The sequence below is a fragment of the Streptomyces sp. NPDC052101 genome (genome assembly GCF_040680235.1).
Classification (GTDB): Bacteria; Actinomycetota; Actinomycetes; order Streptomycetales; family Streptomycetaceae; genus Streptomyces.
In genome coordinates this window covers 51,280-77,415 of the sequence record NZ_JBFAWH010000014.1, presented here as the reverse complement: position 1 = coordinate 77,415, position 26,136 = coordinate 51,280, and the positions used below count along the sequence as shown (strand labels likewise).

General features: G+C 69.1%; 26 protein-coding genes and 5 pseudogenes. 18 read left to right on the top strand and 13 right to left on the bottom strand.

Annotated elements, in window-relative coordinates:
- Positions 1-12: 12 nt before the first annotated feature.
- From AB0L75_RS24585 to AB0L75_RS24560, 6 genes are all read right to left on the bottom strand, one after another.
- Complete coding sequence (locus AB0L75_RS24585) at positions 13-441, bottom strand: septal ring lytic transglycosylase RlpA family protein (protein WP_365184433.1); 429 nt, start codon at positions 439-441, stop codon at positions 13-15.
- 133 nt (positions 442-574) lie between these two features.
- The gene (locus AB0L75_RS24580; RefSeq protein ID WP_365184430.1) at positions 575-1,450 is read right to left on the bottom strand and encodes a glycosyl hydrolase; all 876 of its coding nucleotides are present in this window, start codon (positions 1,448-1,450) and stop codon (positions 575-577) included.
- Entirely contained in the window at positions 1,440-2,276 is an 837-nt protein-coding gene (locus tag AB0L75_RS24575) for a thaumatin family protein (RefSeq protein ID WP_365184428.1), read from the bottom strand. Before AB0L75_RS24575 ends, AB0L75_RS24580 begins: the two co-directional genes overlap by 11 nt.
- 124 nt (positions 2,277-2,400) lie before the next feature.
- Positions 2,401-3,132: a chitinase gene (locus tag AB0L75_RS24570; protein WP_365184850.1), complete on the bottom strand. Its 732-nt coding sequence runs from the start codon at positions 3,130-3,132 to the stop codon at positions 2,401-2,403.
- 134 nt (positions 3,133-3,266) lie between these two features.
- Positions 3,267-3,473 carry a hypothetical protein gene (locus AB0L75_RS24565; protein WP_365184425.1) on the bottom strand — a complete coding sequence of 69 codons (207 nt, stop codon included), beginning with the start codon at positions 3,471-3,473 and terminating at the stop codon, positions 3,267-3,269.
- Between the two features lie 82 nt (positions 3,474-3,555).
- Positions 3,556-5,943 (bottom strand): LuxR C-terminal-related transcriptional regulator, encoded by a 2,388-nt coding sequence (locus AB0L75_RS24560; protein ID WP_365184422.1) that lies wholly within the window; start codon positions 5,941-5,943, stop codon positions 3,556-3,558.
- Positions 5,944-6,173: 230 nt separating this feature from the next.
- Here AB0L75_RS24560 and AB0L75_RS24555 point away from each other — a divergent pair.
- Positions 6,174-7,124 (top strand): annotated as a pseudogene (locus AB0L75_RS24555) (IS110 family transposase); the annotation flags it as partial.
- Positions 7,125-7,379: 255 nt separating this feature from the next.
- Here the strand turns inward: AB0L75_RS24555 and AB0L75_RS24550 are convergent.
- Together AB0L75_RS24550 and AB0L75_RS24545 are read right to left on the bottom strand one after the other, a co-directional pair.
- Entirely contained in the window at positions 7,380-8,012 is a 633-nt protein-coding gene (locus AB0L75_RS24550) for an NAD(P)H-dependent oxidoreductase (protein WP_365184420.1), read from the bottom strand.
- Positions 8,013-8,078: 66 nt separating this feature from the next.
- A complete protein-coding gene (locus AB0L75_RS24545) occupies positions 8,079-8,600 on the bottom strand; it encodes a VOC family protein (protein WP_365184417.1) in 522 nt (173 codons plus the stop codon).
- 192 nt (positions 8,601-8,792) lie between these two features.
- Here AB0L75_RS24545 and AB0L75_RS24540 point away from each other — a divergent pair, with 192 nt between their 5' ends.
- The 3 genes from AB0L75_RS24540 to AB0L75_RS24530 all read left to right on the top strand — a co-directional run bounded on the left by AB0L75_RS24540 (position 8,793) and on the right by AB0L75_RS24530 (position 12,753).
- On the top strand, positions 8,793-9,272 hold the full coding sequence (locus AB0L75_RS24540) for a MarR family transcriptional regulator (protein ID WP_365184415.1): 480 nt from the start codon (positions 8,793-8,795) through the stop codon (positions 9,270-9,272).
- 508 nt (positions 9,273-9,780) lie between these two features.
- A complete protein-coding gene (locus AB0L75_RS24535) occupies positions 9,781-10,194 on the top strand; it encodes a hypothetical protein (protein WP_365184412.1) in 414 nt (137 codons plus the stop codon).
- Positions 10,195-10,704: 510 nt separating this feature from the next.
- A complete protein-coding gene (locus AB0L75_RS24530; RefSeq protein WP_365184410.1) occupies positions 10,705-12,753 on the top strand; it encodes a spermidine synthase in 2,049 nt (682 codons plus the stop codon).
- Positions 12,754-12,866: 113 nt separating this feature from the next.
- On the opposite strand, the pseudogene AB0L75_RS24525 reads toward AB0L75_RS24530, so the two are convergent.
- Positions 12,867-13,103 (bottom strand): annotated as a pseudogene (locus AB0L75_RS24525) (IS30 family transposase); the annotation flags it as partial.
- Positions 13,104-13,128: 25 nt separating this feature from the next.
- Here AB0L75_RS24525 and AB0L75_RS24520 point away from each other — a divergent pair.
- The 4 genes and pseudogenes from AB0L75_RS24520 (at position 13,129) to AB0L75_RS24505 (ending at position 15,644) form a co-directional block, all read left to right on the top strand.
- Entirely contained in the window at positions 13,129-14,076 is a 948-nt protein-coding gene (locus AB0L75_RS24520) for an FAD:protein FMN transferase (RefSeq protein ID WP_365184408.1), read from the top strand.
- Positions 14,077-14,102: 26 nt separating this feature from the next.
- Positions 14,103-14,657 carry a ferric reductase-like transmembrane domain-containing protein gene (locus tag AB0L75_RS24515; RefSeq protein ID WP_365184405.1) on the top strand — a complete coding sequence of 185 codons (555 nt, stop codon included), beginning with the start codon at positions 14,103-14,105 and terminating at the stop codon, positions 14,655-14,657.
- A gap of 51 nt (positions 14,658-14,708) precedes the next feature.
- A pseudogene (locus tag AB0L75_RS24510) lies at positions 14,709-15,251 on the top strand (FAD-binding oxidoreductase); the annotation flags it as partial.
- On the top strand, positions 15,246-15,644 hold the full coding sequence (locus AB0L75_RS24505; protein ID WP_365184847.1) for a 2Fe-2S iron-sulfur cluster-binding protein: 399 nt from the start codon (positions 15,246-15,248) through the stop codon (positions 15,642-15,644). The pseudogene AB0L75_RS24510 and the gene AB0L75_RS24505, both read left to right, overlap by 6 nt.
- A 29-nt stretch (positions 15,645-15,673) precedes the next feature.
- Here AB0L75_RS24505 and AB0L75_RS24500 read toward each other — a convergent pair.
- Positions 15,674-15,808, bottom strand: a pseudogene (locus tag AB0L75_RS24500) (CrcB protein); the annotation flags it as partial.
- A gap of 592 nt (positions 15,809-16,400) precedes the next feature.
- Between AB0L75_RS24500 and AB0L75_RS24495 the strand changes: the two are divergent.
- The 8 genes and pseudogenes from AB0L75_RS24495 to AB0L75_RS24460 all read left to right on the top strand — a co-directional run bounded on the left by AB0L75_RS24495 (position 16,401) and on the right by AB0L75_RS24460 (position 21,700).
- Positions 16,401-17,009: a patatin-like phospholipase family protein gene (locus AB0L75_RS24495; RefSeq protein ID WP_365184402.1), complete on the top strand. Its 609-nt coding sequence runs from the start codon at positions 16,401-16,403 to the stop codon at positions 17,007-17,009.
- A gap of 30 nt (positions 17,010-17,039) precedes the next feature.
- Entirely contained in the window at positions 17,040-18,872 is a 1,833-nt protein-coding gene (locus tag AB0L75_RS24490; protein ID WP_365184400.1) for a glycoside hydrolase family 15 protein, read from the top strand.
- On the top strand, positions 18,869-19,351 hold the full coding sequence (locus AB0L75_RS24485) for a hypothetical protein (protein WP_365184397.1): 483 nt from the start codon (positions 18,869-18,871) through the stop codon (positions 19,349-19,351). Before AB0L75_RS24490 ends, AB0L75_RS24485 begins: the two co-directional genes overlap by 4 nt.
- A gap of 270 nt (positions 19,352-19,621) precedes the next feature.
- Positions 19,622-19,794, top strand: a pseudogene (locus AB0L75_RS24480) (N-acetyltransferase); the annotation flags it as partial.
- 195 nt (positions 19,795-19,989) lie between these two features.
- The gene (locus AB0L75_RS24475; RefSeq protein ID WP_365184394.1) at positions 19,990-20,721 is read left to right on the top strand and encodes a helix-turn-helix domain-containing protein; all 732 of its coding nucleotides are present in this window, start codon (positions 19,990-19,992) and stop codon (positions 20,719-20,721) included.
- A 78-nt stretch (positions 20,722-20,799) separates the two neighbouring features.
- Entirely contained in the window at positions 20,800-21,006 is a 207-nt protein-coding gene (locus AB0L75_RS24470) for a hypothetical protein (protein WP_365184392.1), read from the top strand.
- Complete coding sequence (locus tag AB0L75_RS24465; protein ID WP_365184389.1) at positions 20,973-21,257, top strand: hypothetical protein; 285 nt, start codon at positions 20,973-20,975, stop codon at positions 21,255-21,257. Before AB0L75_RS24470 ends, AB0L75_RS24465 begins: the two co-directional genes overlap by 34 nt.
- 131 nt (positions 21,258-21,388) lie before the next feature.
- Positions 21,389-21,700 carry a hypothetical protein gene (locus AB0L75_RS24460; RefSeq protein WP_365184387.1) on the top strand — a complete coding sequence of 104 codons (312 nt, stop codon included), beginning with the start codon at positions 21,389-21,391 and terminating at the stop codon, positions 21,698-21,700.
- Positions 21,701-22,290: 590 nt separating this feature from the next.
- Here the strand turns inward: AB0L75_RS24460 and AB0L75_RS24455 are convergent.
- Genes AB0L75_RS24455 through AB0L75_RS24445 form a run of 3 tightly spaced genes read right to left on the bottom strand, consistent with a single transcriptional unit; the run spans position 22,291 to position 23,735 of the window.
- On the bottom strand, positions 22,291-22,866 hold the full coding sequence (locus AB0L75_RS24455) for a HutD family protein (protein WP_365184384.1): 576 nt from the start codon (positions 22,864-22,866) through the stop codon (positions 22,291-22,293).
- A gap of 1 nt (position 22,867) precedes the next feature.
- Positions 22,868-23,194: a hypothetical protein gene (locus AB0L75_RS24450; RefSeq protein WP_365184381.1), complete on the bottom strand. Its 327-nt coding sequence runs from the start codon at positions 23,192-23,194 to the stop codon at positions 22,868-22,870.
- A 37-nt stretch (positions 23,195-23,231) separates the two neighbouring features.
- Complete coding sequence (locus AB0L75_RS24445; RefSeq protein ID WP_365184378.1) at positions 23,232-23,735, bottom strand: hypothetical protein; 504 nt, start codon at positions 23,733-23,735, stop codon at positions 23,232-23,234.
- A 299-nt stretch (positions 23,736-24,034) separates the two neighbouring features.
- Between AB0L75_RS24445 and AB0L75_RS24440 the strand changes: the two genes are divergently transcribed.
- Positions 24,035-24,607, top strand: coding sequence for a GNAT family N-acetyltransferase (locus tag AB0L75_RS24440; RefSeq protein WP_365184377.1), 573 nt, complete (start codon positions 24,035-24,037; stop codon positions 24,605-24,607).
- A 116-nt stretch (positions 24,608-24,723) separates the two neighbouring features.
- A complete protein-coding gene (locus AB0L75_RS24435) occupies positions 24,724-26,127 on the top strand; it encodes an IS1380 family transposase (protein WP_365184374.1) in 1,404 nt (467 codons plus the stop codon).
- The last annotated feature ends 9 nt before the right edge of the window (positions 26,128-26,136 follow it).

The following is a 26,136-nucleotide window of genomic DNA, read 5'->3' as shown; positions in this document are numbered from 1 at the left end:
GGGAGCCCGGCATCATTGCAGGACCTGCTGCTTGACCACGATGTGGCCGGCGTCCGGGTTGAGGCTGCCGCCGAGACGGCTGAAGGCTCCGTCGGTCAGGTCGAGGCACTTCGGTTCCTGCGGCGTCTGCTGGAAGGTGCCGCGGTCGTTGATGCGTACGACCAGGGACTTGCCGTTCGCGACGTTGGTGACCTTCACCCGGGTCCCGAACGGCAGTTGCGGGTTGCGGATCAGCGAAGTCGCCGCGGTGTTCTTGTTGTTGTCGAAGACCTCGCCGCTGGCCGTGAGGGCGCCAGGAGGCATGGGACCGTAGTGCGTCGCCCAGCAGCTCCCGGCCTGCGGGGCGCTGGGGGCTGCCGAACTGGCCGGGGACAGCCCCAGTATGGACGTCAGGGCGACGGCCCCGGCCGCCAGCGGGACGTAGAGCATGCGCTTGCTCATGCTTGTTCCTCGTTTCATGTGGCGTTGTTCCATGGGGTGGTGAGGCGGTGAAAGGAGGTGCGAGTGCTCCATGGCCGTGATGGCATGGGAGAACCGGTGCGGCCGTGTTGGCGTCCAGACCGCGGGCTGTTTCTCAACCGGCCGCGCGATACGCGGCGCCCACCTGGTTGGCCGTCGCACCGTTGTAGAGACCGGTGCCGTCGCCGCGGCTGGTGGAGAGGGTGAACCACGCATACCGTTCGACGAACGGCAGCCCTTGCAGCATGGCCGTCGACTGCTTCACGAACGCCGCCTGCTGCGCCTGGGTCGGATACCTCGGCGTGCCGGTCGAGAAGTCGATCAGCGCATACTCGGTGAGCCAGATCGGCTTGTGGTAGCGGTTGTATGTGGCCTGGAGGTAGTTCCGCAGCTGGGCCGTGGCGTTCGTGCCATTGAAGTCCGCGCCGTACCAGTGCAGGGGAATGAAGTCGACCTTGTCATGACGGTCGGCGACGCCCTGCATGAAGCGATCGAGCCAGCCGCCCGCGACATCGGCGCCGGCGGCCACGGCCGGCGCTCCGAGCCGCAGACCCGTCGACTGCAGCCGGGGCCACAGATCGAGCGCCTGCTGCACGGTCATGTTCGCCTGCCCCTGCATGTCGGGTTCGTTGAACCCGAGCAGCGTCTTGCCCTGCTGTTTGGCCTGGTCCAGGTCCGCGTCGGTCACCGATCCCTTTCCCCAGATCATGGGCACGAACTCGACACCGGCCGGGGGCGTGATCTGCTGCTTTCCGGAGGACCAGGTGTAGAACCAGCCGGCCTTCGAGTCGGCCAACGCCTGGGTGACTCCGGTGAAGTTCCAGGCACTGATGCCCTTCTTCTTCGCCGCGGCGAAGGACACGTTCGCCGTTTCAGCGGAGGTTCCGGCATGGTTGCCGATTGCGAGCAGGGCCAGCACCGCCAGAAGTACGGCGAGTCCCCGTAACTTTCCTATCTTTCGCACGACTTCCTCCTTGGCGTCACGACGCACGGTGGAAAGTGACGGTGAAGCCGCTGCACTTGCTGCACTGCTGCATCACCTTGTTGCCTGGCTCCTGGTCCTGCCGGGACCACCCATAAGCCTTAGGGCAATGCGAGGCGATCATGTCGCTGTAGGCGGTCTTGACGTCCCGGTCGGGGTTGGTGCACAGCATCGGCGTGCCGTCCGGCCAGCGCGTCAGATTGGCAGCGGGGCAATTCGGCAGCAGGTTGTTCGCGCAGCCCACCGTGTCGCATCCGCCACCGCCGGGGCTCGCGTTCCGGGGGGCGATGGTGACCGGCACCGAGAAAGCGTTCACGTAGCTCACGTCGTACCAGGGAGCGACCGCGTCCCTGGAGTCGAAGTTGAACTCCGCAAGGCTGGTCGGCTGTTCACCCGTGTCCTTGGCGCAGTGGTCGTCGAACTTCCCGCAGTCCCCCACCGCGCAGTGGAATGTGCTGCCCGGCGTCCCGACGCACCCCATGCGGGCGAAGAACTTTCCGCGCCAGTGGCCGGGGTCCGCTGTCTCGGGGATGGTCACCGTCGCCGACTGGCCGGGCCCCAGGACCGGCAGCCTGGTGAAGTTCTTGGACCCGTCGGCGTTGACAGCACTGCCGATCCAGATCTTCTTGCCGGTGTTGTTGACGAATGTGACCGTGTGGTTGACCGCGGCCGCGGCCGCCGGTGCGGCGGAACGTGGCCCGATCGCGCTCGCGCCCGTACTCGGTGTGAGCACCAGCAGAGCCGCGACGACTGCGGCGACCAGGGCGGTCAGGAGGGTTGGCAGGGAAGGTCGCAGGGGAGGTCGCAGGGGGATTCTCGGAGGCGTTCCAGGCATGATTCCTCGTCGGTCGACGTCATCGAGCAGGACTGAACGGTGTGAGGGCGCTACGTCAGCGGAGCGACGGGGGTGTCGACGGCCGGTTCTGTGGCCCTGGGGCCCACGGTCGCCGTCAACGTGCTCAGCAGGTCAGCTTGTCGCCGGGGGTGACGCCCAGGGTCTGCGTGAACTGCTGGTAAAGGTTGACCCGGTCCTGCATCTCGGCGGGGTTGCGGCCGTTGCACTCCTGCGCGCCGTTGATGCTGCGGATCGTCTCGCCGAATCCGGCGCCGGTGGTCATCGCCTGATGCGGCGTCATGGAGCCGGGGCCGGCTTGGGTGGTCCAGTACCACAGAGCGGTCTTCCACGAGATCGTGGCGTCGGTCTCCACGAGGCTCGGCTTGTGCAGCAGGTCGATACCCAACGCGTCGCCCGCCGCCTTGTAGTTGAAGTTCCAGCTCAGCTGCATCGGCCCGCGCCCGTAGTAGGCCGCCTGGCCGGCCGGGCAGCCGTAGGGCTGGTTCGCGTCGCAGTAGTGCGAGTAGTTGGCGGTGTTCTGCTCCTTCTTGTAACGCAGGCCGCCGGTCTCATGGCTGACGTTGGCCAGGAAGGCGGCAGCCTCCTGCTTCTTGACCGTGTCGCTGCCGGTGTGGGCGAAAGCGGGGAAGGAGTTCATGGCGTTGCGCAGCCCGTCGTAGGTATAGAACGGGTTCTTGTTCGGGAACATCCTCTGGAACTGGGCCTGACTCACGACGAAGTCGGCCGAGGCCGCTGCGGGCTTTGCGGTCGCGGCCCCGGCAGAGGCAGCGGGAAGGGCGACCGCCGACGCGGCGGCCACCACTGCCGCGACAGCCACGGCGCGCGTTATGGACATCACATTTCGCATGACGACTCCTGGTGCGATGCGTGGGCGAGAAGGACGATCCGCTGTCGGCGACCACCGCCGCATGCCCGCGATCGCACGGGCAAGGGCGGCACCGAAACAGCAGGCGGGCCTTTTCCGTTCGGTCACCGCCGCAGGATCGTCCCGCGCTTCAAGATTCCCCCCTGACGGAGAGCCACCGCATCGGCAATACCCACCGTTACGCCGATGCCGCGCCGGCTCTTCCCGGTCCCACGGCGCCGACGCCGCCACAGTCGCAGCAGCACGACGTACGACCACAGCTGCAGCACCAGCACCAGCACCAGCACCAGCACCAGCACCAGCACCAGCACGACATACGGCCACAACAAGAGTGCGCCGCCAAGGGTGACCCGTCTCCCCTGGCGGCGCTGACTGCCGTGCTCTGCCGATCGGTTACGCCACGAACCCAGCCCCTGCTCCTCCTTCGACGCCCACGGCCACCCCCTGTGCCCGACATACGGCCCATGCGGCGACATGGGCACGGGAGCGCAGACCGAGCGTCGTGCGGATATTGCGCATGTGGGTCTCGACGGTGCGCACCGACACATACAACCGAGCCGCTATCTGACGATTCGTCAATCCTGCGGTGACCAGGGTGACCACTTCCCGTTCACGCGGGCTGAGCGGGTCATGGCCCCCGGACCCGGCGTCGGCCCCATTTCCCGTGCCGCCGTGTTCGGCACCGTCCGCCCCAGGCGGAACTGCCCGCCGTCCGTCCAGCGCGTAGTCCACGACCTGCCGTGGATCCAGCCGGCGCCCCGCCGCGAGCGCGCTCTCGGCCCGCACCTTCGGCAGCGCTCTCAGCGCTGTGTCCGCCGCTTCCTCCACCCGCGCCCGTAACCAGGGTGGCGGCAGCACACAGGTCACGGACACGCCGCGCCTTTCAACGGCCGCGAACAGCCGCAGCGCCCGCTCGAAGCGCCCCTTCCGCACCGCGCTGACGGCCAGCCCCCAGAGCGCGGGGCCGGCTCCGCCCAGGTGGTCCGTGCCACTTGGGAGGCCCGTGTCGCCGAGCGACTCGGTGAAATACGCCTCCGCCGCGGCGAGGTCGTCGCGTTCCAGGGCGATGACGCCGGCGGTTTGCAGGATCATGCGCAGCAGGACCGGGTTCGCCTCGCCCCTCAGGACCGGGAGGGCTTCGTCCACCAGCCGCGCCGCCCTGGCCGTATCGCGGCCACCGAGCAGCAACTGCCAGGCGAGCAGGGTCAGACAGAACGCGGTCATGACGCGATCGCCGACCCGGCGGCCGATCATCAGGCACTCCTCCAGATCGGCCCTCGTCCCCTGGTCGCCGCATTGCAGCCGGGTCAGACTCAACACCAGCAGCAGGCGGCAGAGCAGATCCTCGCGACGGTCGGGGCGCCGGCGTTCGAGCGCCACGGCCTGCTCGGCCAGCGGTACCGCTTCACCGTGGTCTCCTTCCCACGCGGCGAGCAACGCCGCCATGCACAGACAGAGGCTGCGGTCGCCCGCCCCCGGGTGCGTACGGTCCAGCGCGCCGGCCAGCATGGACCGGGACTCCGCCGTGTACCCCCGGTTGATGTCCACGAGGGCCAGTGCCCCGGCGAGGAGAAGCTGGCGCGGGTCGCTGCCCGCGCTCAACCACTGCAGCAGACACGTGAGGTTGTCGTGTTCCTCGTCCAGCCGTCGACAGGTCTCGGCAGGCGTGAGCGCCGCCTCCCGGAACGGACGCGCGAGTTCCGTCAGCCACTCCACGAGACGGTCGTACGCCTGTACCTCCTCGCCCTCGGCACGGAGCCGCTCGTGCCCGTAACACCGGATCGACTCCAGCATCCGGAACCGGGCGGAACCCACCGGACCTGCACAGGGAACGATGAGGGACTTTGCCTCCAGACCGGCGAGCAGCTGCGGCACCGCCGACTCGGGAATGTCCTTGGCCACGGCGACAGCCGCGGCGGCGTCCGTCCCGAACCCGCCCGGCAGCAGCGAGAGCGACCGCACCAGCGACCGTTCGTCAGGGGTCAGCAGCTCATAGCTCCATTCGATCGCCGAGCGAAGACTCTGATGACGTGGATCCGCAGTGCGCCAGCCGCACGTCAGCAACGAAAGGCGGTCGTCCAACCGGTGATGGATCTCGGCCGGCGGAAAGGCCCGTACGAGCCCGGCCGCCAACTCCAGCGCCAGCGGCAGCCCGTCGAGCCTGGCGCACAGCCCGGCGATGTGCGCGGCGTTCTCCTCGGTGAGCTGGAAGTCGGAGGAGACGGCCCGCCCGCGGTCGACAAAGAGCCGAACGGCGTCCGAGCGCAGCAGGGCGACAGGCGATCTGCAATCACGGGCATCCGGCAGGGCTAGACCGCCCACCGAGTACACCGTCTCGCCCGGCAGCCGCAAGGGTTCGCGGCTGGTGGCCAGGATCCGCAGACCCGGACGGCCGGGGAGCAGTGCGCTGAGGACCAGACCGCAGGCGTCGAGCACATGCTCACAGTTGTCCAGCACCAGCAGCCGATCACGGTCGGCGCCGACCGCGCCAGGTGTCCCCGCGATCAGGGTGCCCGCTCCGCCGGAACCCACTCCCCCGGCCCCGGCCAGCGCCTCGGTGATCCGCTGCCGCGCCTGCTCACCCGTGGTCGCCGAGCCCAGCTCCACAAGGCCGACCTCACAGCGTCCGCCGCGTTGTTCCAGGGTCGCCGTTTCCAGCGCGAGTCGTGTCTTGCCCACGCCTCCGGGACCCGTCAGGGTCAGCAGTCGTGTGGTGCGCAGCAGCCTCTTCAGCTCCACCAGCTCATCGGTACGGCCGATGAAGCCGCCCAGACGAGCCATCCCGGCCGAAACCGAAGCACTGACTTCGTCGCCCTTGAGCCGCTGACGGTAGGCACGCTGACGGCAGGCGTTCGAGCAGTATCGCGGAGGCTTTTTCCTGATCCTCGTGCCCTCTGCGTCACCTCGGCGAACCGGTGCGCCACACGCATCGCATGCGGGCAAGGCCGATTCGACCCGATTCCTGCAAGATCTCCCGTCGCACTGCACCTGCTACTCCCTTCGCGAGTGGGTTGTACGACATCGACGACGTGGGCGTCTGCCTCGGTCTGGACCTCGGCAAGAGCACCCGTCACAGGCACGGGCTGACTCCGCCCGGCAAGAAGGACTTCGGCGAGCGACCGCCCAACAGCGAGCCCAAGCTGCGGGCCGTGTTCGACATCCTCACGGCGAGTTCGGGGGCGTACCGGTGATCCTGGACTGGCCTGCCTCCATCGGAGCCCTCCCGCTCACGGTCACCCGGGGCGCGGGCTGCAAGGTCGCCTGCCTGCCGGGCCTTGCCATGCTCCGGATCGCCGATCTGTATCCGGGCGAGGCGACGACCGATGCCAAGGACGCCGCGGTGATCGCGGATGCCGCCCGCACCGTGCCGCACACCCTGCGCTCGCTGGAACGGACCGAGGAGATCACCGCCGAGCCGACCGTACTGGTCGGCTTCGACCAGGACCTCGCGGCCGAGGCCACCCGCGCCTCCCACCGCATACGCGGCCTGCTCCCCCAGTTCCACTCCAGTCTGGAGCGCGTCCTCGGGCCGCATCTGGACCACCCCGCGGTGACCTGGCTGCTGGAAGGCTACGGTTCCCCGGACGGCTTGCGAAAGGCTGGTCGTCGCAGGCTGGTTGAGGTGATACGACCCAAGGCCCCGCGCATGGCGCGGCGGTTGATCGACGAGGTCTTCGACGCGCTCGACGAACAGACCGTCCCGAGCACCGACACGCCCGCCGCTCACCTGGCCTCCTACGCCGACACCGCCCCGACAACAAGGTCGCCTGGGGCCTCGATCCACGGCGAACACGCGCCCTGAGGCCGCAACCGGCCCCCCAAGCGGGCGATGTTCCTCTCCGCGTTCGCCGCCTTGCACGATCCCGCCTCCCGTTCCTACTACGACCTACGACCGATGCCGGGCCCGCGGGACGACCCACACACAGGGTCTTTCCCGCCTGGCCCACCACCGCATCAGCGTGCCTCCGGACACCCGGCTGCCTCCGGTCCCGAAAGTGCTCACTGCCCTCCTGATCCTCGACTCTCGCGGGGGGGGCATATTCCGTTGTGCGGGCCTCCAACGAGTGGTCGAGGACCGTTGCCCGTCGGTGTCCGCCGTCCCGGGCGGCGCGGCCGCGCGGACGGCGGACGGCGGGCGGCGGGCGGCGGGCGGCGGGCGGCGGGCGGAGAGAGTCGACGGGTGGGGAGGCGAGAGGGGCGGCCGCGCGGGTGCCGGGTCAGCGGATGGCGAGTGCGCGGCCCGCCTGCTGCGCGGCCTCCCGGGCGCGGGTGTGGAGGTCGTCGGCGAGTTCGCGGAACTGCTCCATCTCGGGCTTGATGCCTGCGAGGGTCAGTTCGCGTTCGACGAGGGTGAGGTCGGCCTGCCACATGTCGGCCAGGACACGGGTGAGGAAGGGGGTCGAGTGGTCCCAGCCCTCGCGCGGGGTGCCCGGACCGTAGCCGCCCCCGCGGACGGTGACCAGGACGGTGGGGACGCCCTTGAGGGCGGGGCCGCTGTTGCCGGTGGTGTGGACGATCATGTCCACCCACGCCTTGAAGTGCTGGGAGACGCCGTAGTTGTACAGCGGCACGGCGAGCAGCACGGCGTCGGCCGCCCGGAGTTCGGCGGCGAGTTCGTCGGCCAGAGCGAGGGCGTCCCGGTGCCCGGGGGTGAGCTGGTCCTCGGGGAGGAAACGGGACAGGGTGGCCAGCGGCCAGGCGTCGGCGGGGATCGGATGGGTTCCCAGATGGCGGCGGGTGACAGAGCCGTCGGGGTGGGCGGCCTTCCACTCGGCCTCGACTATGTCGGCGAGTTCGGAGCTGGCGGACATGGAGGGCATGATGCTGGTGTCCATGCGGAACAGGTTCATGGTGCTTCTTCCTTGATCGTGCCGGGTGGTGGCCCGGCCGCTGGTGGACGGGACTGGTCGGCGGGGTTACAGCGACAGCGGACGGCGTCCTGCGCCCACGAGCAGCAGGGGGTCGCCTAGGTCGAAGCCGGGCAGGTCGACGTACAACTCGACTTCGTTCCCGTCGGGGTCGGTCACGTACAGGGAGTGGAAGACGGTGGCGTCCACCGCCCCCAGGACGGTGCCGAGGCCGGGGTGGGCGTCCAGCCGTGCGAGCACGGCCCGCAGGTCGTCGTCGCTGTCTCCGACCTTGACCCCGAAGTGGTAGAGGCCGAGCCTGCGGCCGGTGGGCACCGGCGTTGCGGCCGCACCGACCTCGATGAGCATCAGGTCGTGGTGGGTCTCGCCCGCACGGAACCCTGCGAACCGGTGCGGTCCGCTCGGGACCGGCAGAAGAGGCCAGCCGAGGACGTCCCGGTAGAACACCAGGGACCGTTCGAGGTCGGCGACGTACAGGACGATGTGCCCCAGCCCCCGAACCCGGCCCGCCGCAGGCGGAGGCGGAGGCGGAGGCGGAGGCGGAGGCGGAGTGTTGTGGTCGATGGCCATGAGTGACAGCTCTCCTTCGGCTCGGCCTCCTGGGTGGGCCGCGGTGCTGACACAGGCCCGAAACGCAACTCCGGAAGGTTGAACGTTCACGCTGAGAGTAGGCACGTCCAACATGAAGCGTCAACCTGGTCAGCGTGAATATTCAACTTGCATGGGTGTCCTTGCCTCGGCATACACGCATAGAATCGGCTCATGGACGCAACTGAGCCGCAGTGGCTGAACGAAGGCGAAACCCGCACCTGGCTCGCGCTCGTCGCCCTTGCCACCCGTCTTCCTGCCGCCCTGGACGCACACATGCAGCGCGATGCCGGAATGACCCATTTCGAGTACCACGTCATGGCCGCCCTCGGCATGGCGCCCGAGGGCACCATGCGCCCCAGCGACCTCGCCACCGCCGTCGGCAGCTCTCTCTCCCGCGTCTCCCACTTGCTGCGCCGTCTGGAGGACAAGGGCTGGATCGAGCGCACCCCCGATCCCAGCGACAGCCGTTACAGCTACGCGTCACTGACGCCGGCAGGGCAGGAGAAGATGGCTCGCACCGCACCAGGCCACGTCGCCACCGCACGCCGCCTGGTCTTCGACGCGCTCACCCCTGCCCAGCAGCGGCAACTGACCGTCATCGGGGAGCGGGTCTGCTCCGCGATCGACCAGAACGACGCCCGCAACCGCTGAGGTCGTCGCCTCCGCGGTCGGCGGCCCACGCCCACGCCAAGCCCTGCTCCGCCTCGCCCTCCTCCGCCTCACCCCCCACCGCACCGGCGTGCCGTTCGCGATGCTCCGCGACGGCACCTGCCACCAACCCCGAACCCGACACCTCGCTTGACGAAAGACAGAGAGGCACCCGAGCTGATGGCGCTCTCCCGGATCTACGACCCTCACGGCGGGTCCGCGCAGGCGGCGAGGTAATCCGCCCAACTGCCCTGCGCGTACGGGGCCATCCGCCTGCCTCACGGACCTGGACATCGGCCGGCTGGAGCACCTACTGACTGAAGGAGCCGTCCATGGCGGTGCGAGAAATCGACGCAGTGGCGGCCGTTGCGCCGCTGGGGATTTCCAGCCGACGGGAGGGGCGACTGTGCGGGCCTGACCCAGGTGGAAGACCTCCCGGGCAGCGCATCCGCTGCCCAGGAAGAGGCTGGGCCAGGACACGGCCGAAAGGCATCAGATGCAAAGCCGATCCGTGTTCGCCGGGGCCGCAGCCGCCGCACTGCTCACCCTGGCAGGCTGCGGGCACACCCCGTCGGCCACCCCGAAACCGTCACGCATTACTGGAGGACCGTTGAAGCCGTCGCCGAGTGAGTCCGCCCCGCATTCCTCGAAGCTGGATGCCGCGCTGCCTCCGGCACCGACAGGTGAGCGACGGGATCAGTACCTGAGCCACATGCTGTTCCACACTCCGATGATCAGGTCGTTCAGCCCGGACGAGGTGGTCGAGAAAGGGCGTAGGCAGTGCGCGGTACTGAACCGTCCGGACGCTGTGGAGCGAACGATCGAGGCGTTCACCAGCGGCCCTAACAAGCCCACACCCGATCAGGCGCGGGAACTGAACAAGGTGATCAGTACCTACATCTGCGATCACTGGCAGAAGAGCTGAACGACGGAAATCTCCGTCAGCAACCTGAGCCGTGCCGAAGCCCCCGTCAGCCACCCGGCCGGCGGGGGGCTCGTCGCCCTGGCCGAGGAGTGCGTGATCCCCTTTACGGCCAGGCGGAGCATGTGGCGCCGCAGTGTCCCCATCCCTCTCAGCCATACGCACAAGTCATTCAGGAAAAACCATGCTCCGCACCACCGCCTCGTCATCTGAAACCGTCAGGTCCGCCCGCTTGCCGGGCTTCTCCACCAACGACTGGGCCGCCCCCGCCCTCAAACATCTTCCTCAGCCTCTACGCCGACGTCCGCCTCCAGGCCGCCGACCCACGCCGCTAACGCTCAGACCCGGGCGCCCGCCACCCTCGCCTCACTGGCGGTCAACATCATCGCCATCTGACACGGCGAGCGACTGAGGCGGTCGCGTCCGGACGGCTGGAGACCGTGAGAGCGATATCGTCATAAAATCGGCAAGTCATCTCAGATCATCGCGCCGAAGATGGCACCGTAAATACGCGTGAAACCGACCGGAACCAGACAAACCGACCACTCCATGCGCTGGAGGCTGCTGCTGGCCAGCGCCACCATGCTCTTCGTCGAGCTGGCGCTGATCAGATGGGCGGGCGCCAACGTCGTCCACCTCAGCTACTTCTCGAACTTCATCCTGCTGGGATCGTTCCTGGGTATCGGCATCGGGTTCCTGATCCCCGCCGCGCGCGGGCAGTGGCTCGCACGCTGGGCACCGGTGCCGCTCGCGGTTCTCGTCATCCTGGTACGCGAATTTCCGGTGCAGGTGCGTCAAAGCAGCGGCCAGGTCATCTACTTCACCGCCGTGAAGACCACCGGCCTTCCCGGGTGGGTGACACTGCCGGCCATCTTCCTGCTCACCGCGGTGATCATGGCCGCGATCGGTAAGATCACCGCCGACCTCTTCCGGCGGCTTCCCTCGCTCGACGCCTACCGCTGCGACCTGCTCGGCAGCATCACCGGCTCGGTGTCCTTCGCCCTGGTGTCCTGGCTCCGCGCTCCCTCGGTCGTATGGGGCGTACTCGCCGCCGCTGCCCTGCTGATCCTCGGTGGGCGACGCAACACCGTGCGGTACGGCATCCCCCTGATGGCGATGGTCGCTGTGCTGTTCGTGGAGACGACGACGGCCGGTATCTCCTGGTCGCCCTACTACAAGATCCAGCTCACGCCGTCGGCGTCCACCACACGGGAGTACCGCATCTCCGCCAACGGTGTCCCGCACCAGAGCATCGCGCCGCTCCCGGTGCTGATGCAAAGGAACTCGCCCTATCGGCAGCCGTACGACCGTACGCCGGGCAATCCGCACAAGCGCGTGCTGGTCATCGGGGCCGGAAACGGCAATGACGTCGCGGTCGCGCTGGCGCACGGAACGCGGCGCGTGGACGCGGTCGAGATCGATCCCCGGCTGCAGCAGATCGGCGCACAGCTGCACCCCGCGAAGCCGTACGACGACCCCCGGGTGCACGTCTACATCAACGACGGACGGGCTTTCCTGGAACGGACGAACGCCAAGTACGACCTCGTCGTCCTGGCGCTGCCGGACTCGCTGACACTGGTGGCCGGGGCGAGCAATCTGCGCCTGGAGAGCTACCTGTTCACCCGGCAGGCGTTCGAGGCCGCGCGCGATCACCTGGCGCCGAACGGCGCGTTCGCCATGTACAACTATTACCGGACGAGCTGGCTGGTCGACCGCTTCGCCGGCTCCCTCGATGACATCTACGGCCACGCCCCCTGTATGACGACGTTCGGCAAGAACGCGGCCGTGCTGGTGGCCGGGATGACGACTGCCGACCAGTCGTGCCGTCAGATCTGGCAGCCCAGCGGGGCGGTCCCGGCAGCCGCGAGCGATGACCACCCTTTCCCGTATCTGCTCCACCGGGACATTCCCACGCTCTACCTGGGCGCGCTGGGTGCGATTCTGCTGGTGACACTCCTGGCGGTGCGCCTGACCGGGGTCCGGATCCGAAGCACGGTCCGCTACACCGACATGTTCCTGATGGGCGCGGCCTTCATGCTGCTCGAAACGAAGAACGTGATCGGCTTCGCGCTCTACTTCGGTACGACCTGGCTGGTCAACGCCCTGGTCTTCATCGGCGTCCTGCTCGCCGTCCTCGCGGCGGTCGAGGTCCGGCGCCGGCTGCGGCGGGTCCACCGGCTGGCGCTGCAGCTCCTGCTCTTCGGTACCCTCGCGGCAGCCTGGCTCGTTCCGGCGCACGCCGTGCTCTCGCTGCCCTTCGCCGGACGGCTCGCCGCCGCCATCGCCCTGGCCTTCGCCCCTATCTTCTGCGCCAACCTCATCTTCTCGGACCGCCTCGCGCTCGCCGCGGACCCGACATCCGCGTTCGGCGCGAATCTGCTGGGCGCGCTGACCGGGGGCGCGCTGGAATATCTGGCGCTGGTGACGGGCTATCAGGCGCTGCTGCTGGTCGTCGCCCTGCTGTACCTGGGAGCGTGCATCGCCATGCGGTTCGCCGGGCGCGGGCCGGGCGCGCAGTCACGGTCGGTGCCGGACGAGACGGTGGCCCTCAACAGCCGCTAGAGCGGGGGCAGGCTGATGTGGGTGTGCATATATGTCGCGGGGGCAGGCGGGGAGCGTCGACCCTGCCGTCAGGCGTCGCGCTGCGGGCGCACGTAGAGCCCCCGCCGGAGTGGGCTCAGCTCGGCGGCCACGGCCTCCAGGTGCTCGCGCCCGTGCCGGGACAGGTCGTTGCTCTTCGGGAAGTACTGCCGCAGCAGGCCGTTCGCATTCTCGTTCGATCCGCGTTGCCGGGGCTGCCCGGATCGCAGAAGTAGACCGGTGGCGATCGCCGACCTGCCATCCCTTCCGGTGATGAGGTCTCCCTCCCAGGGGCCGGGGACGGCCCGGTCGGCGGCCTCCGCCGGCCGCTCGCAACATCACCGGCCGGTAGGCCCGGTGGGAGGAGTCACCACGCAGCGGCAGCCCGTTGCCAGGAAGCAGCACGCCGCCGACGCCGAGCGCGCCAAGCAGACACAGCAGGTCATCGAACAGCAGCGACAGCAGCAGGCGCAGACCCCCGGCGCGGCTCACGTCGTGAAGATCGTCACCGTCGTACGACGGCACAGCGGCGGTCAGGCCGCTACGGCTCCCCAGGCGCCCGGCGCCGCCACCCGCTCCGCACCCGCAGCACCGGCCCGTGCCGCCGCCCCGGCACCCGCGGCCCCCGCACCCGCTCCCGCGCCGGTCACCAACTCCCGTGCCAGCAAGGTGACCGACCGCCCCGACGGCACGAACAGCACAGCCCTTGTACCGGGCTGCCCCGGCATCGAGATCGACGGCGGCCGGATCCTCGTACCCGAAGGCGCCCGGCTGGACCTGGGTGGCATCGGCAAGGGGTACGCCGCCGACCTCGTCGCCTACGAGCTGCGCACGGCCCGGGCCGCCGGCGCCCTGGTCAACCTGGGCGGCGACGTCCGCGTCAGCGGTACACCGCCCACCGACGCCGGCTGGGTCGTCTCCGTGGCCGACCCGTGGCAGGACGGCCGGGACCTGGTAACCCTCGCCGTGGCCGAAGGCGCGGTCGCCACCTCCAGCCGGCTGCGCCGCAGTTGGCGCAGGGGCGGGCAGGAGGCGCATCACCTGATCGATCCCCGCACCGGCGCGCCCGCGGCCGACGGGATCGCCGCCGTCACCGTGGTCGCCCAGCAGGCCCACTGGGCGGAGATCCTGGCCAAGGCCGCGCTGATCGCCGGACCTGACCCCCGACCCGATCTGCTCGCCGCGCACGGCGCCGCGGGTCTGATAGCCCTGCACGACACGACGCTGCTGCGCTGCGGCGGCCTGGAAAGGTACGAGACATGGACCCCAAGCTCTGGTGGGACCTCGCCCGCGCCGGCGGGCTGACCGCCTGATGGCTGGTCTCGCTGGCCGTGCTGTGGGGGCTGCTGCTGTCCACCCGCGTGCTCGGCGGCCGTACCGCCCCCTCCTGGCTCCTCGACGTGCACCGGCTGCTCGGCGGCCTCGCGGTCGTCTTCACCGGCCTGCACATCACGGGCCTGGTGATGGACAAGTGGGTGCACTTCCGCTGCGCGGACGTGCTCGTGCCGATGGCCGCCTCATACCGGCCCGGCGCCGCGGCCTGGGGCGTCGTGGCCTTCTACTTCCTCGCCGCGATCCAGATCACCTCGCTGCTCAAGTCCCGTATCCCCGAGGCGCTGTGGCGGTGGGTGCACCGCACGGCCTTCGCCGTGTTCGTGCTGGGCACGGTGCACACCTTCACCGCGGGCACGGACGCCGGCGGACCGCTGGTGCGCTGGAGTGCCGCCGTCATCGCGGGCGCGTTCGTGTTCCTGGTGACGTACCGGATCGCGGCCGGCCACAGGATCACCAAGCGCACTCCTGCGGTTACGACGCCTCGTCCCGGCCGCGGCTTCAACCGGCTCACCATCCGCGAGGTCCGGCGCGAGACCGAGGACGCAGCGTAGGTCGTCTTCGACGTCCCCGCGGAACTCGTCCCCGGCTACCGATTCACCCCCGGTCAGCACCTCACCCTCAAGGTCGCAGATCAACGTCGCACGTACTCCCTGTGCAGCGGCGTCGGCGACGGCGAACTGCGCATCGCCGTCAAGCGGGTGCCCGGCGGGCGCGTCTCCACCTGGATCACCACCGGGCTGCGCGTGGGAGACACGGTCGAGGTCTCCGCCCCGGCCGGCCGCTTCACCACCGAGACCAACCCCCTCAACTCCCGCCACCTCGTGGGCGTCGCCGCAGGCAGCGGCATCACCCCCGTCGCCGCGATAGTCAAGAGCGTCCTGCTCCTGGAACCACACAGCCACTGCACGCTGGTGTACGGCAACAAGGACCCCGAGTCGGTGATACTCTCCCGCGACTTGGCGGAACTGGTGGCCCGGCACGCCGACCGGTTCCACCTGATCCACGTCTACAGCCGCCACGACGAGGGCGACCCGGAGCGATACGGCCGCCTCACCAAGGACCGCTTCCAGGCCCTGGTCACCCGCCACGCTCCCGACATCGCGAAGGCCGACGAGGCCTTCCTCTGCAGGCCGCTGGAGATGACCGACGCGGTCCGCGAGGCCCTGACCGGCCTCGGCGTACCCGCCAACCGCATCCACTCCGAACGCTTCACCGGCTCCACCCCGCCTGGAGCCGCGACGCGGGCCGCCGACGCGACCGCCGAGCACGACGTGACGATCCTCGACCAGGGAGCCAGGACCACCGTCACCGTCCGCCCCGCCGAAACCGTCCTCGACGCGGGCCTGCGCGCCGGCCTGGACCTCCCCTACTCCTGTCAGGAAGGCATCTGCGGCACCTGCCGCGCCAAGTCGACCGGCGGCCCCGTCCGCCTCGACGACTGCGACCTCGACCAGACCGACATCGACGCCAACTACATCCTGACCTGCCGCACCCGCCCCCTCAACGACACCGCCGTCATCGACTTCGACCAGACCTGAGAGCCGCACGCGCAGCGCGGTTCCGGTGGGCGCTGGATGTCGACCGCGTAGGTGGAGAAGGTGGTGAAACCGCCCCGGGCCCCACTGCTGAAGTAGGCGCGCACCTGCCGGTGCGCGGCCCGCATGTCGGTGATGATCACCATGAAGACGTCGACGATGCCGCAGATTGACGGCGGTGCGCTCGTCGCCGACGCCATCACCGGCCGCGTCCTCGGCGTCGCTCAGCTCCATCCCGACTGCTGGAGCGACAGGGACATGCGCCGACGCCGAACCCGGTTTCCACACCGTGGGGAATGGCAGCACACGACGCAAGATGAGATGATCGGCATGTTGCGTCCGATCTGGAACGGCACGGCGCTCACTGAGGCACCCCACGCGAAGGTGGTTGAGACAACAAGTATTTCCGGGCGGGGTCCTTGCGCCGGGAGTACTTCCTCGACAGTCCGCCCCACGATGGTGTGCCCGCGGACAGGGCTCGCCCGCCACCACACCGGTGCGCGTCGACGGCCGACTCAACCCGGCGTAGCCCGGTACTACCTCCTCGCCGACAGCATCAGGAACCACGTCGGAAGGACGTGATGGCTGGAGCCCCCGAGCAGGCGTCGTGCGCCGTAGCAACAAGGGTGGCCGCGAAGTCGGGCGCAGCCTTTGCTGGGGCCCTGCCCCAGTGGCTTCCGCCGGTGGAGAGGAGACTCCGATGGCCGGGACCGCGGCCGTGCTGTCCGGCGGGAGAGCCTGGGTGCCATCCAGGTGGGCATGCTGCTGGCGCTGGCCGACCTGTGGCGGGCCATGCGCCGTAACGACAGCTTCCCGGTCCAGCCCGTACGTGGGCTGCTCGCTCCGACCGGCCGGGGCAACCATCTCGTCGCTGCCGATGCCTTCCCGTGGCTGCCTGAACAGCATTTGGGCGTCAGACGTCTGGAGGACGCCGCCTGCCAACTGTGCTCGATGGCCGCCGAGGTCACGACCGGCAGGCAGGCGGTGCTCTCCCGCCGCCCGGTCTTCGACGCGGGGATGGCCGGCGCCGCGGTACCCGGAGTGTTTCCTCCGGTGCGGCCCACGCAACGGAACCTGATGGACGGCGCAGTGGCGAACCGCACGCCGATCTCGGTTGCCGTAGAGGCCGGGACACAGACGGTGTACGCCGCGTACGGTTCCTCGGTTGCACGTGCACGCCGCACCGCCGCTGTGCCCGCTGGGCATCTCCCCGGCCGATTTCCGCCACAACCCCGCACTCATCACACGCGCCCAGGAGAGCACCCGCACCTGGCTTGCCGACGGAGCGCCCGGCGATGCGCGGTACCCGCAGACGCACACGCATCAATGACCGGTTGCGGCCTTCGCGGGCTGCCGACGTCAGGGTGAGGAGGGTCAGGCAACTCGGAGGTGTTCCAGATGGAAAAAGGCTCTTCGGGGTCGGTCGCCAGCGGGCGGCTGGAGCGCCATGACGGGTACGCGCCGCTGCGGGATTACGCGGCCATCGGGGACGGCCGCACCGTCGCGCTGGTGGCCCGCGACGGTGCCGTGGACTGGCTGCCGGTGCCCGATCTGGACTCCCCAACGGTGTTCACCGCGGTCCTCGACAGTCGTCACGGTGGCAGCTGCACTCTGCGGCCGACCGTACCCTGGACAGTGGCCCGCCGCTACCTGCCTGGCACCAACGTGCTGGAGACCACCTTCACCACCGCCCTGGGCACGGTCCGTGTCACCGATGCGATGACGGTGCCGGACACCCGTCTGACGCCCATGCGGGAGCTGCAGCGCCAGGTCGACGGACTGTCGGGAAGCGTGCCGATGCACTGGAGCGTGACACCCCGCTTCGGCTACGGCAGCGGCCCGACACGCATCCGCACGCGGGCAGGGGTCCCGGTGGCCTCCCGCGGGGCGGACGCGGTCGCGGTCTGCACCTGGCAGGCCGGCCGACCGCAGTGCACCGAGTCGGCGATCAGCGGCCGCTTCGAAACCCAGCCGGGGTCCCGCGCACTGATCGCCTTGTCCTTCGCCCACCAGGAACCGCTGATCCTCCCCTCATGTGCCGAGTGCGATGCGCGCCTGGCACACACCTGCGCCGCCTGGCGCCGCTGGCTGGGCGAGCGCACCTTCGGCGGGCCGTGGCAGCAGGCGGTGGAGCGCAGCGCCCTGGCGCTGAAGCTGCTCGTCTTCGCCCCCTCGGGCACGATCGCGGCAGCCGCCACGTCCTCCTTGCCCGAGCAGATAGGCGGGATCCGCAACTGGGACTACCGGTTCTCCTGGATCCGGGACTCGGCGTTCACCCTGGACGCGTTCCTGCGGCTGGACTGCGCCCGCGAGGCGCACGCCTACTTCTGGTGGCTGATGCACGCCACCCAGCTCACCCATCCGCGCCTGCGCGTGCTCTACGGGCTGGACGGCGGCGCCCGCGCCATCGAGCGGACGCTGCCGCTCCCGGGCTACCAGGGGTCCGCGCCGGCCCGGATCGGTAACGCGGCCTCCGACCAACTGCAGCTGGACACCTACGGTGAGCTGCTGCAGACCGCATGGCTGTACGCGCAAGCCGCAGGGCGGCTGGACGCCGACATCGCCCGCCGCGTCGCAGAGATGGCCGACCTGGTGTGCAGGCTGTGGCGGGAGCCGGACGCGGGGATCTGGGAGGTCCGCAGCCGCCCGCTGCACTTCACCCAGTCCAAGATGATGTGCTGGGTGGCCCTGGACCGCGCCACACGCATGGCCGACCTGCGCCTCATCCCCGCCCGCCACGCCGACCGCTGGCGGCAGGAACGCCAGGCGATCAGGCACTTCATCGAGACACACTGCTTCAGCGACCGCAAGCACAGCTACACCCGCACCGCCGGCAGCGAGGAGGTGGACGCCAGCCTGCTGCTCGGCCTGCTGTACGGCTACGCCGACCCCGACCAGCCGCGGCTGCGCGGCACGGTCGAGGCCATCCGCCGCGAGCTGGCCCACGGCCCGTTCGTCCACCGCTACAGCGACGCCGACGGCCTGCCCGGCAGCGAGGGCGCGTTCCTGGCCTGTTCCTTCTGGCTCGCTGAGGCGCTGGCCGACTGCGGACGCGTCACGGAAGCCGCCGACCTGATGGACCAGCTGATCACGTTGGCCAACGACGTCGGCCTGTACAGCGAGGAGATCGACCCGGCCGACGGCGCGTTCCTGGGCAACCTGCCGCAGGCCCTCAGCCACCTGGCGCTGATCAGCGCCGCCTGCGCCCTCACCGAACGGGACCAGCGATGAGTGTGACAGCAGCGCTCGCGGGCGGGTTCCTCGGGACCCTGGTCCTCACCACCATGCTGCGGGCGGCGGGCGAACTCAGACTCACCCGCATCGACCTGCCCTTCCTCCTCGGCAGCGCCTTCACCGTCAACCGCACCCGCGCCAAGGCCCTCGGATACCTGCTGCACTTCATCATCGGGCAGCTCTTCGCCCTCGGCTACTACGCCCTGTTTCTTGCCCTGGGCCACAGCAGCTGGTGGCTGGGGACGCTGTTCGGACTCGCCCACGGCGTGTTCGCCGGCACCGTACTCGTCAACATCCTGCTGCCCCTGGTCCACCCCCGTATGGGCAGCCCCCTCACCAGCGCCCCCGATGTGGCGCTGCTGGAACCTCCCGGCTTCCTCATGCTCAACTACGGCCTGGCCACCCCGATCGTCACCCTCGTCGCGCACCTCGCCTACGGCGCCGTCGTCGGCGCCTTCACCTCCCTGAGCACATAGCCCCCCCCGGGCTGGCCCGCCCCGTTTCGGGGGCGACGGCCGAGCTGGCTGGGGCGGTGACGGTGCGCGCCGCCGCGAGCAGCTGTTCCGGGCGGCGCGGACGGGATGCGGCTGACCTGCTACGTCACCCGCGCCACCGGCCTGCGCAGCCTCCCCCGTCGGTTGACGGACGAGGAGGGAATCGCTCTGCAGCGCATCGTGCGGCGGGGCCAGCACAGCACGATCAAGGTCCTCCGCGCGATGACCACGCATCGCTGCTATGCGGCCGGAGCACTGCTCGCCTCCACCGACGCGGCGGGCATCTGGACGGTGCAGTCCGGCATCTTCCCGGAGAACGCCGCCAGCCTCGCCCCGCAACGGCGGGCCGGATTCCGCGTGATCGGCACCGCGAGCGCGTCGGCCGTCACCGCGGAAAGTGGCGCCACGTCGTCCTCGTGCGTCGGTACCGAGAGGAAGCAGAACATCAACAACAGAAGCTTGGGGAAGTCATTACGCGCCATGCCGTCGGGGGCAAATCCCGATGAAGGTCATTTCCGTATGAGTTCATAAGAGGCAAAAACCTCCTGCACAACAACCTCATCGAAAGGTTTCGTCAAGGTTTCGCCGATATTCATGGTCGATATGCCGACATAGAGGGATTGGATCACGCCTCGCTGACCAGCTTGGCCGCCCTCGGCGACGCCACGCGTCGACGCATGTTCGAGCTCATCCGGCAAGAGCGGCGGCCGATGACGCGCGAGGAGGTGGCCGACAGCCTCGGCATCTCCCGCAAGTTGGCGGCCTTCCACCTGGACAAGCTGGTGGCGGCAGGGCTGCTCCAGGCTCGCTACGAATCGCCCACGGGCATCCGCAAGGTCGGCCGCCGGCCCAAGGTGTACGAGCCGGCCGACGACGCCGTGGCGGTGAGCATCCCCGAGCGCCGCTACGGCATGCTGGCCGACGTCCTCACCGAGGCCGTGCTCACCGAGACGGACGAGGAATCGGCCCACGACGCCGCCCTGCGCGTGGCACGCCGACGCGGGGAAACCCTGGGCCGCGCCGAACGCGAGCGGGTGCGTCCCGGTCGCCTCAGCGCCGAGCGCGGACTGACCGTGGCGGCCGAAACACTGGCGGAGTTCGGCTTCGAGCCCGAGCGCATCACGCCCACTCTGATGCGGCTGCGCAACTGCCCCTTCCATCCCATGGCAGCCAAGGCCCCGGAACTGGTCTGCGCCGTCAATCAGGCCTTCCTGGCCGGCTACCTGCACAGCCTGGGAAGCGACAAGACCACAGCGGTACTCGCCCCGCGGCCCGGCTCATGCTGCGTCGAACTGCGTGGCGAGGGCTCGGCTGAAGGCAGTTCGGAGACAGGTTCCACCTGCGAGCGATGAGCCGAGGCCCTGCTGCACTCGCATCCCACGGCGCCTCTGGGCCGACCTGCGCCTTGCACAAGAACAGCTGGAGTTGTCATGAACTCCACCTCCGCCACCGAAGTCGCCCCGAGAGGAGTGGGAGCGTGCTGCGCCGTCGGCAACGCGGTGCTGCACGGTCTCCTCATCCCTTCTCATCTTGAGGAGGTGTTGTACATCGGCGTCCTGTTCGCCCTGGGTAGTGCCGTCATGCTCGTCGTGGCGGTGCACTGGTGGCCGTGTGGCATGCCACGCTCGCCTGGCTGAGCGGGGTCCTCGTCAGCCTTGGCATGATCGTCGGTTTCCTGCTGTCGCGCACCGTCGGCCTGCCGGAAGGCTACCGCGAAACCAGCTGGGAGCTGCCCTACGGCCCCCTCTCCCTGATCGTCGAGGGAGTATTCGTCCTCGCCTTCCTTGCCCGGCCGGGCAGGAGGCCGACGACCCATGTCGCCCCAGGGCCCCCGCACAGGGAGGACCACGAGCGGATCACGTCTGGGCGGGGCGGACAGAGGAGGTGATGCCTGTTCTCCAGGTCGGTGCCTTCGCGGGCGGCGGGTGACGCACAGAGCTACGCGCAGGCTCTGAAGCGCAGCGGACGGCCCGCCGAGGCCGCCCTGAAGTCAAGTACACCCTCGGAGAGGGGCTCAAAATGCGCGTGCACATCACCCGTATCAAGAGAGTGGCCATCGCGGTTGCTTCTGCACCGATCCTGGCCATCTCCGCCGGAGCTGGAGCCGCCCACGCAGCCGCCACCGCCGCGCCCGAGCACGTCGTCTCGTTCCACCAGGACGACGGCTGGGGCTGGGGCTGGGGTGACGACAGCGGCTCAGGCTGGGGTGGAGGACATCACGGCCACGGCTGGGGCTGGGGCTGGGGCTGGGGTGGAGAGCACCACGGCCACGGCTGGGGCTGGGGTGGAGGACATCACAGCCACGGCTGGGGCTGGGGCTGGGGCGACTGAGTGTCAGCAGAACTGATCGCAACCCCCTGACGACAAAGGATGGATCCGGGCGCTCGATCCCATCGGGCACCCGGATCCATATGACGAAACCCCTGATGTACCTGATGTGTCGGTGTCTGCGACGACGGGGGGATCCCAATCATGTTGTCAAGCAGGGGTGGTGACGCCTTGTGAGCGATCATGCCGCTATGGCAGCAGGCTGGGGGCCGAGTGCTGTGTCGCTCCAGTCGTCGGCGACCTGGTCAACGTCCACCGCACCCACCAGTTCCAGCGAATCATCGCCGAGGAGTTCCCGCTCCTCGTTGGCGAGTTCTCAAGAACGAGTGCGGTTTCCCGAAGGCGGTTGTGGAATCTGCCCAGCGTCTACGCCTCATGGGTGCGGACGAGCAGACGGCCGTAGACCGGGCGGCACGGGATGTGCGATCGGCCGCCCCCATGCCTCCTTTGGGCGGTCCGGCGGGGTGCTGCTGCTTCCACTACTGCCGGCGCAGTTGATGCTCGGCCTCCGGCGCCGTTCACGACCCCGGCATGTCCCTCCCTGTGCGTCGCCCCGACTCACGTCTGCGGCCGCAGATTCCCGCCGCCCAGGGCTATTCATTCTCAGCCGTGCTGATGAGGGTGACGAGCGCGGCAACACCGGTGACCTTGAGAGCCTCGTCACGGGCGTCGGTGATCAGGGCCCCGTCGAAGCGGTCGAGGACCAAGCCGTACCCTTCGAGAACGGCGGAGCCGTCCAGCACGACGGCGAGCAGCGTCGCCCCGGCGGGTACGGAGAACGCCACCGTGCCGCGTACGATTTCCACCTGCGCGGTGGCCCGTCCCCGCCGAACCATCACGTTGAAGTCCACGAGCGGACCACCGAGCAGCTGGCAGTCGGTGGTGGCCTCTCCGGAGAAGGGGAAAGGGACGTACCGCTCGGCCACGGTGTGGGAGGTTCCGTCGACGGTCAGCACCATGCCGGGGCCGTCGACCAGGGTGATGACCCGGTCAACACCTTCGAAGCGGGAAAACGGACCTGGCTCGGCCACGTCGGCGAGACTGACGCGCCACACAAAGTCTGACACCCCTGCCTGGCTCGGGGCCGAGGCGATCTCGCGGGTCAGTCCACCCCCGTTCTTCCATGGCACCGCAGGGCGCTCGTCCGCTCTCAGCACGCGCACCGCCATCTCATACCCCTTCTCGTCCGAGGTCAGCGTCGGCGGCCCCGTCCTCGTCCCGGACGGCGAGCGCGCTCAACGCGGCTTCCGTGAAGACGCGGTAGCCGACACCACGCGTGTAGCCGTGGATCTCCCGGGTGTCCAGCGCCTCCGTGAAGGCCAGTACGCCTGCCCTGATCGCCTGGCCCGGCACCAGGATAGGAAAGCCTGACGGGTAGGGCGTGACGATCGTTGCCGACACCGTCTCACGTATCTCCGCCATGGCCTTGGCGATGTCGTCGGCACTGAGGAACTCACACAGGTTCTCGTCATAGGCCGAATAGAAGGCCTTGCACATGTCTCCCTCAGGTGTGCGGCCACCCGGCCTCGAGGGATCAGTTCTGGTTCACCGGCCACACTGCGGCCGGATCGCAGTGGTCTGGACAGGCGAGCAGGTAGACCTCGTTGCCGAGAAACAGCCAGTAGGTATCGGCGCTGATGCTGTAGGGCTGCTCTGGCTGGCCGGGCCGGATGGCGAACTGCATGTGCTCAGGTACCTGGCAGATGTACATCAAATCGGTGCCGCACGGACACCGGTAGTACTCGGGATCCTGAGCCCAGGACGGCCTACCGCCCACCTTGAACACCTGGGCCCGCAGTCCTCGCGCATCAGAGGTGACGGCGAAGGGGTGCAGGGTCAGCGGCAGGGCGCACACGGACGGTTCGGGCTCCGCCGCCTGCAGCGTTGCGTTGCGCTGGAGCAGCACGCGCCAGAACGGACGCGGGTAGGGCGGCTGCGGAGCGTCCCAGTACCGTGGGCCGCCCACCGAGTTCCGCACCGGCTGCTCCAGCGGCTCGGTTCCGCTCTCGATCGCATGGGCACGCAGCACCGCTTGCATCTTCCTCACATGACATTCGAGTATCCACTCACCCTAAGCCTCGATCCACCGATGTGATGCCTGGGAGATGGGTGTCGGGATGTAAGGGATACCTCGTGACCTGTGATGATGGACTTGTCGGAGCCTTCTTCACGCACGATCGGCGAGGCATCTCGTGGGTGAAGACATCCCATGCCGTTTCGGCGGTCTCTGTCTGGTTCGACGGAGCGAGTCTGACGCCGATGCGGGGCTGTTGCCGCTGATCCAGCTGGCGGGTCGGGCCCGGCCGCCGTGGTGCACCAGACCGGTACGGTGAGGAGATGATCTCATCTGACCGTAGAGCAGCCGAACGTGAGGCGGCGGAGGCAATCACCTATCGTGTGGCGGAGAGTGAGAGGGACAAGTCCGCCGTCATCAAGGGCGAGTTCAGCTCGGATACCGTCTTCGAAGTGGTCGGTTCCGAAGGCGGGTTCACCATTCGGCCCGCCCGGCTGGACCCGCCGGTTCACAAGGTCTTCCCCGACGACGAGCCCGAGGCCGATGAGGCGTCCGAGGGCAAGCGGCGGTTTGTCGCGCTGGATGGCGAACTCGTGTGCGGCTATGTCGACACGGAGTATGAGCCCTGGAACCGGCGGCTGACCATTGCCGATATCGAGGTGGCCGGGCCGTACCGAGGCCGGGGAATCGGGCGGACACTGATGAGCCACGCCATCGGCTGGGCCCGGGAATGCGGTGCCGGGCACGTCTGGCTGGAAGTGACGAACATCAACGCTCCGGCCATCCGCGCCTACCGGCGGATGGGGTTCACCCTCTGCGGCCTGGACACTTCCCTCTACAGCGGTACCGAGTCCGAGGGGGAGACGGCACTGTACATGAGCCGCTTCCTCGACTGATCCGCTGGCCGGTAGCCGGTCCAGTGCTTGAACATGGAGACGCGGATGTCCTCTGAGCTGGGACGATGGGACTTCCTACGGTTCCACGTCCGAAGAGCAAGAGAACACCCCGCGAGATGCAATCCTCCCATGCCGCTTCATCGGTGTCCGCCGCGTTCGATGACGCGAACCTGGCCGCGCATGCCGGGCTGGTCCCCGTGATGCGCCTGGCCGAGCGGTGCGGGCTTGCCCGTCTGACGGCGCAGAAGGTGAAGCTGCGCGGGGCCAAGAACAGTGCGGGTGCCGCAGCGGACGCCAAGGCCACCAGCATCGTGGCCGGTATGGCCGCGGGTGCGGACAGCATTGACGACCTGGACGTCCTGCGGCACGGTGCGATACCGGCCCTGTTCGACGGGATCCATGCCCCCTCCACACTCGGCACATTCCTGCGCGCGTTCACTCACGGCCATGCGCGCCAACTCCACGCCGTGCACCGCAGGTTCCTCGCCGCGCTGCCCGCGCACACCCTGCTGCTGCCGGGCGCCGGCGAGACGGCGTTCATCGATGTCGACTCCACCCACAAACGCGTCTACGGCCGCACCAAGCAGGGCGCGGAATACGGTCGGTTCAAAGGGATACGCACCCTGCAATCCCTGCTCGCCACCATCTGCACCACCACCTCCCGGCCGGTGATCGCTACCGTGCGGCTGCGCCGCGGCAAAGCGGCCGACTCCCGCGGCGCCCCGAAACTCGTCAGCGAAGCACTGGCCACCGCGGCCGAGGCCGGCTGCACCGGCCTGCGCATCCTGCGCGCGGACTCGCAGTTCTACAACGCCCGTGTGATCGCCGCCTGCCGCCGGGCCCAACCCCGCTTCTCGATCACCTCCGGCATGAACCCTTCTGTCAAACGGGCCGTCCTGGCCGTCCCCGAGGCCGCATGGCAGCAGATCACCTACCCCACCGCCGTGCCCGACGCCGACACCGGCGAACTCATCCTCGACGCGGAGGTCGCCGAGATCGCCTACACCGCCTTCACCGGCAGAAGGAAGGCGGAGCAGGTCACCGCCCGGCTGATCGTGCGCCGGGTCCGCGACCTCGCCAAACCCGCCACCGTCGGCGAGCAGGGCGAACTGTTCCCCGTCTGGCGCCATCACCCGTTCTTCACCGACAACCCCGCGCCGATGCTCCAGGCCGAGCGGGAACACCGCCACCACGCCGTCGTCGAGCAGATCATCGCCGACAGCAAAGCCTCCGCCCTGGCCCACCTACCCTCGGGAGACTTCCACGCCAACGCCGCCTGGCTGACCCTGTGGGCCATGGCCTACCACCTGCTGTGGGCCGCAGGCACCCTGGCCTCGGCCTTCCACGCCAAAGCCACCACCGCCACCCTGCGCACTCACCTCGTCCGTGTCCCTGCCAGGATCGCCCGCTCCGCCCGGCGCCTGACACTGCACCTGCCGCAGCGATGGCTCTGGCAGGACCCATGGACGCAGTTGTTCGCCGCCGCCCACGCACCGCCCGAAGCAGCCCTATGCCCCTGACCACTTCGC

Excerpts from the sequence above, each read along its gene's own strand:
- AB0L75_RS24585 (WP_365184433.1), bottom strand. The coding sequence starts at position 441 with ATGAGCAAGCGCATGCTCTACGTCCCGCTGGCGGCCGGGGCCGTCGCC.
- AB0L75_RS24575 (WP_365184428.1), bottom strand. The coding sequence starts at position 2,276 with ATGCCTGGAACGCCTCCGAGAATCCCCCTGCGACCTCCCCTGCGACCT.
- AB0L75_RS24570 (WP_365184850.1), bottom strand. The coding sequence starts at position 3,132 with ATGTCCATAACGCGCGCCGTGGCTGTCGCGGCAGTGGTGGCCGCCGCG.
- AB0L75_RS24560 (WP_365184422.1), bottom strand. The coding sequence starts at position 5,943 with ATGGCTCGTCTGGGCGGCTTCATCGGCCGTACCGATGAGCTGGTGGAG.
- AB0L75_RS24550 (WP_365184420.1), bottom strand. The coding sequence starts at position 8,012 with ATGAACCTGTTCCGCATGGACACCAGCATCATGCCCTCCATGTCCGCC.
- AB0L75_RS24545 (WP_365184417.1), bottom strand. The coding sequence starts at position 8,600 with ATGGCCATCGACCACAACACTCCGCCTCCGCCTCCGCCTCCGCCTCCG.
- AB0L75_RS24540 (WP_365184415.1), top strand. The coding sequence starts at position 8,793 with ATGGACGCAACTGAGCCGCAGTGGCTGAACGAAGGCGAAACCCGCACC.
- AB0L75_RS24505 (WP_365184847.1), top strand. The coding sequence starts at position 15,246 with ATGACCGACGCGGTCCGCGAGGCCCTGACCGGCCTCGGCGTACCCGCC.
- AB0L75_RS24495 (WP_365184402.1), top strand. The coding sequence starts at position 16,401 with ATGCTGCTGGCGCTGGCCGACCTGTGGCGGGCCATGCGCCGTAACGAC.
- AB0L75_RS24490 (WP_365184400.1), top strand. The coding sequence starts at position 17,040 with ATGGAAAAAGGCTCTTCGGGGTCGGTCGCCAGCGGGCGGCTGGAGCGC.
- AB0L75_RS24485 (WP_365184397.1), top strand. The coding sequence starts at position 18,869 with ATGAGTGTGACAGCAGCGCTCGCGGGCGGGTTCCTCGGGACCCTGGTC.
- AB0L75_RS24470 (WP_365184392.1), top strand. The coding sequence starts at position 20,800 with ATGAACTCCACCTCCGCCACCGAAGTCGCCCCGAGAGGAGTGGGAGCG.
- AB0L75_RS24460 (WP_365184387.1), top strand. The coding sequence starts at position 21,389 with ATGCGCGTGCACATCACCCGTATCAAGAGAGTGGCCATCGCGGTTGCT.
- AB0L75_RS24455 (WP_365184384.1), bottom strand. The coding sequence starts at position 22,866 with ATGGCGGTGCGCGTGCTGAGAGCGGACGAGCGCCCTGCGGTGCCATGG.
- AB0L75_RS24450 (WP_365184381.1), bottom strand. The coding sequence starts at position 23,194 with ATGTGCAAGGCCTTCTATTCGGCCTATGACGAGAACCTGTGTGAGTTC.
- AB0L75_RS24445 (WP_365184378.1), bottom strand. The coding sequence starts at position 23,735 with ATGCAAGCGGTGCTGCGTGCCCATGCGATCGAGAGCGGAACCGAGCCG.
- AB0L75_RS24440 (WP_365184377.1), top strand. The coding sequence starts at position 24,035 with ATGATCTCATCTGACCGTAGAGCAGCCGAACGTGAGGCGGCGGAGGCA.
- AB0L75_RS24435 (WP_365184374.1), top strand. The coding sequence starts at position 24,724 with ATGCAATCCTCCCATGCCGCTTCATCGGTGTCCGCCGCGTTCGATGAC.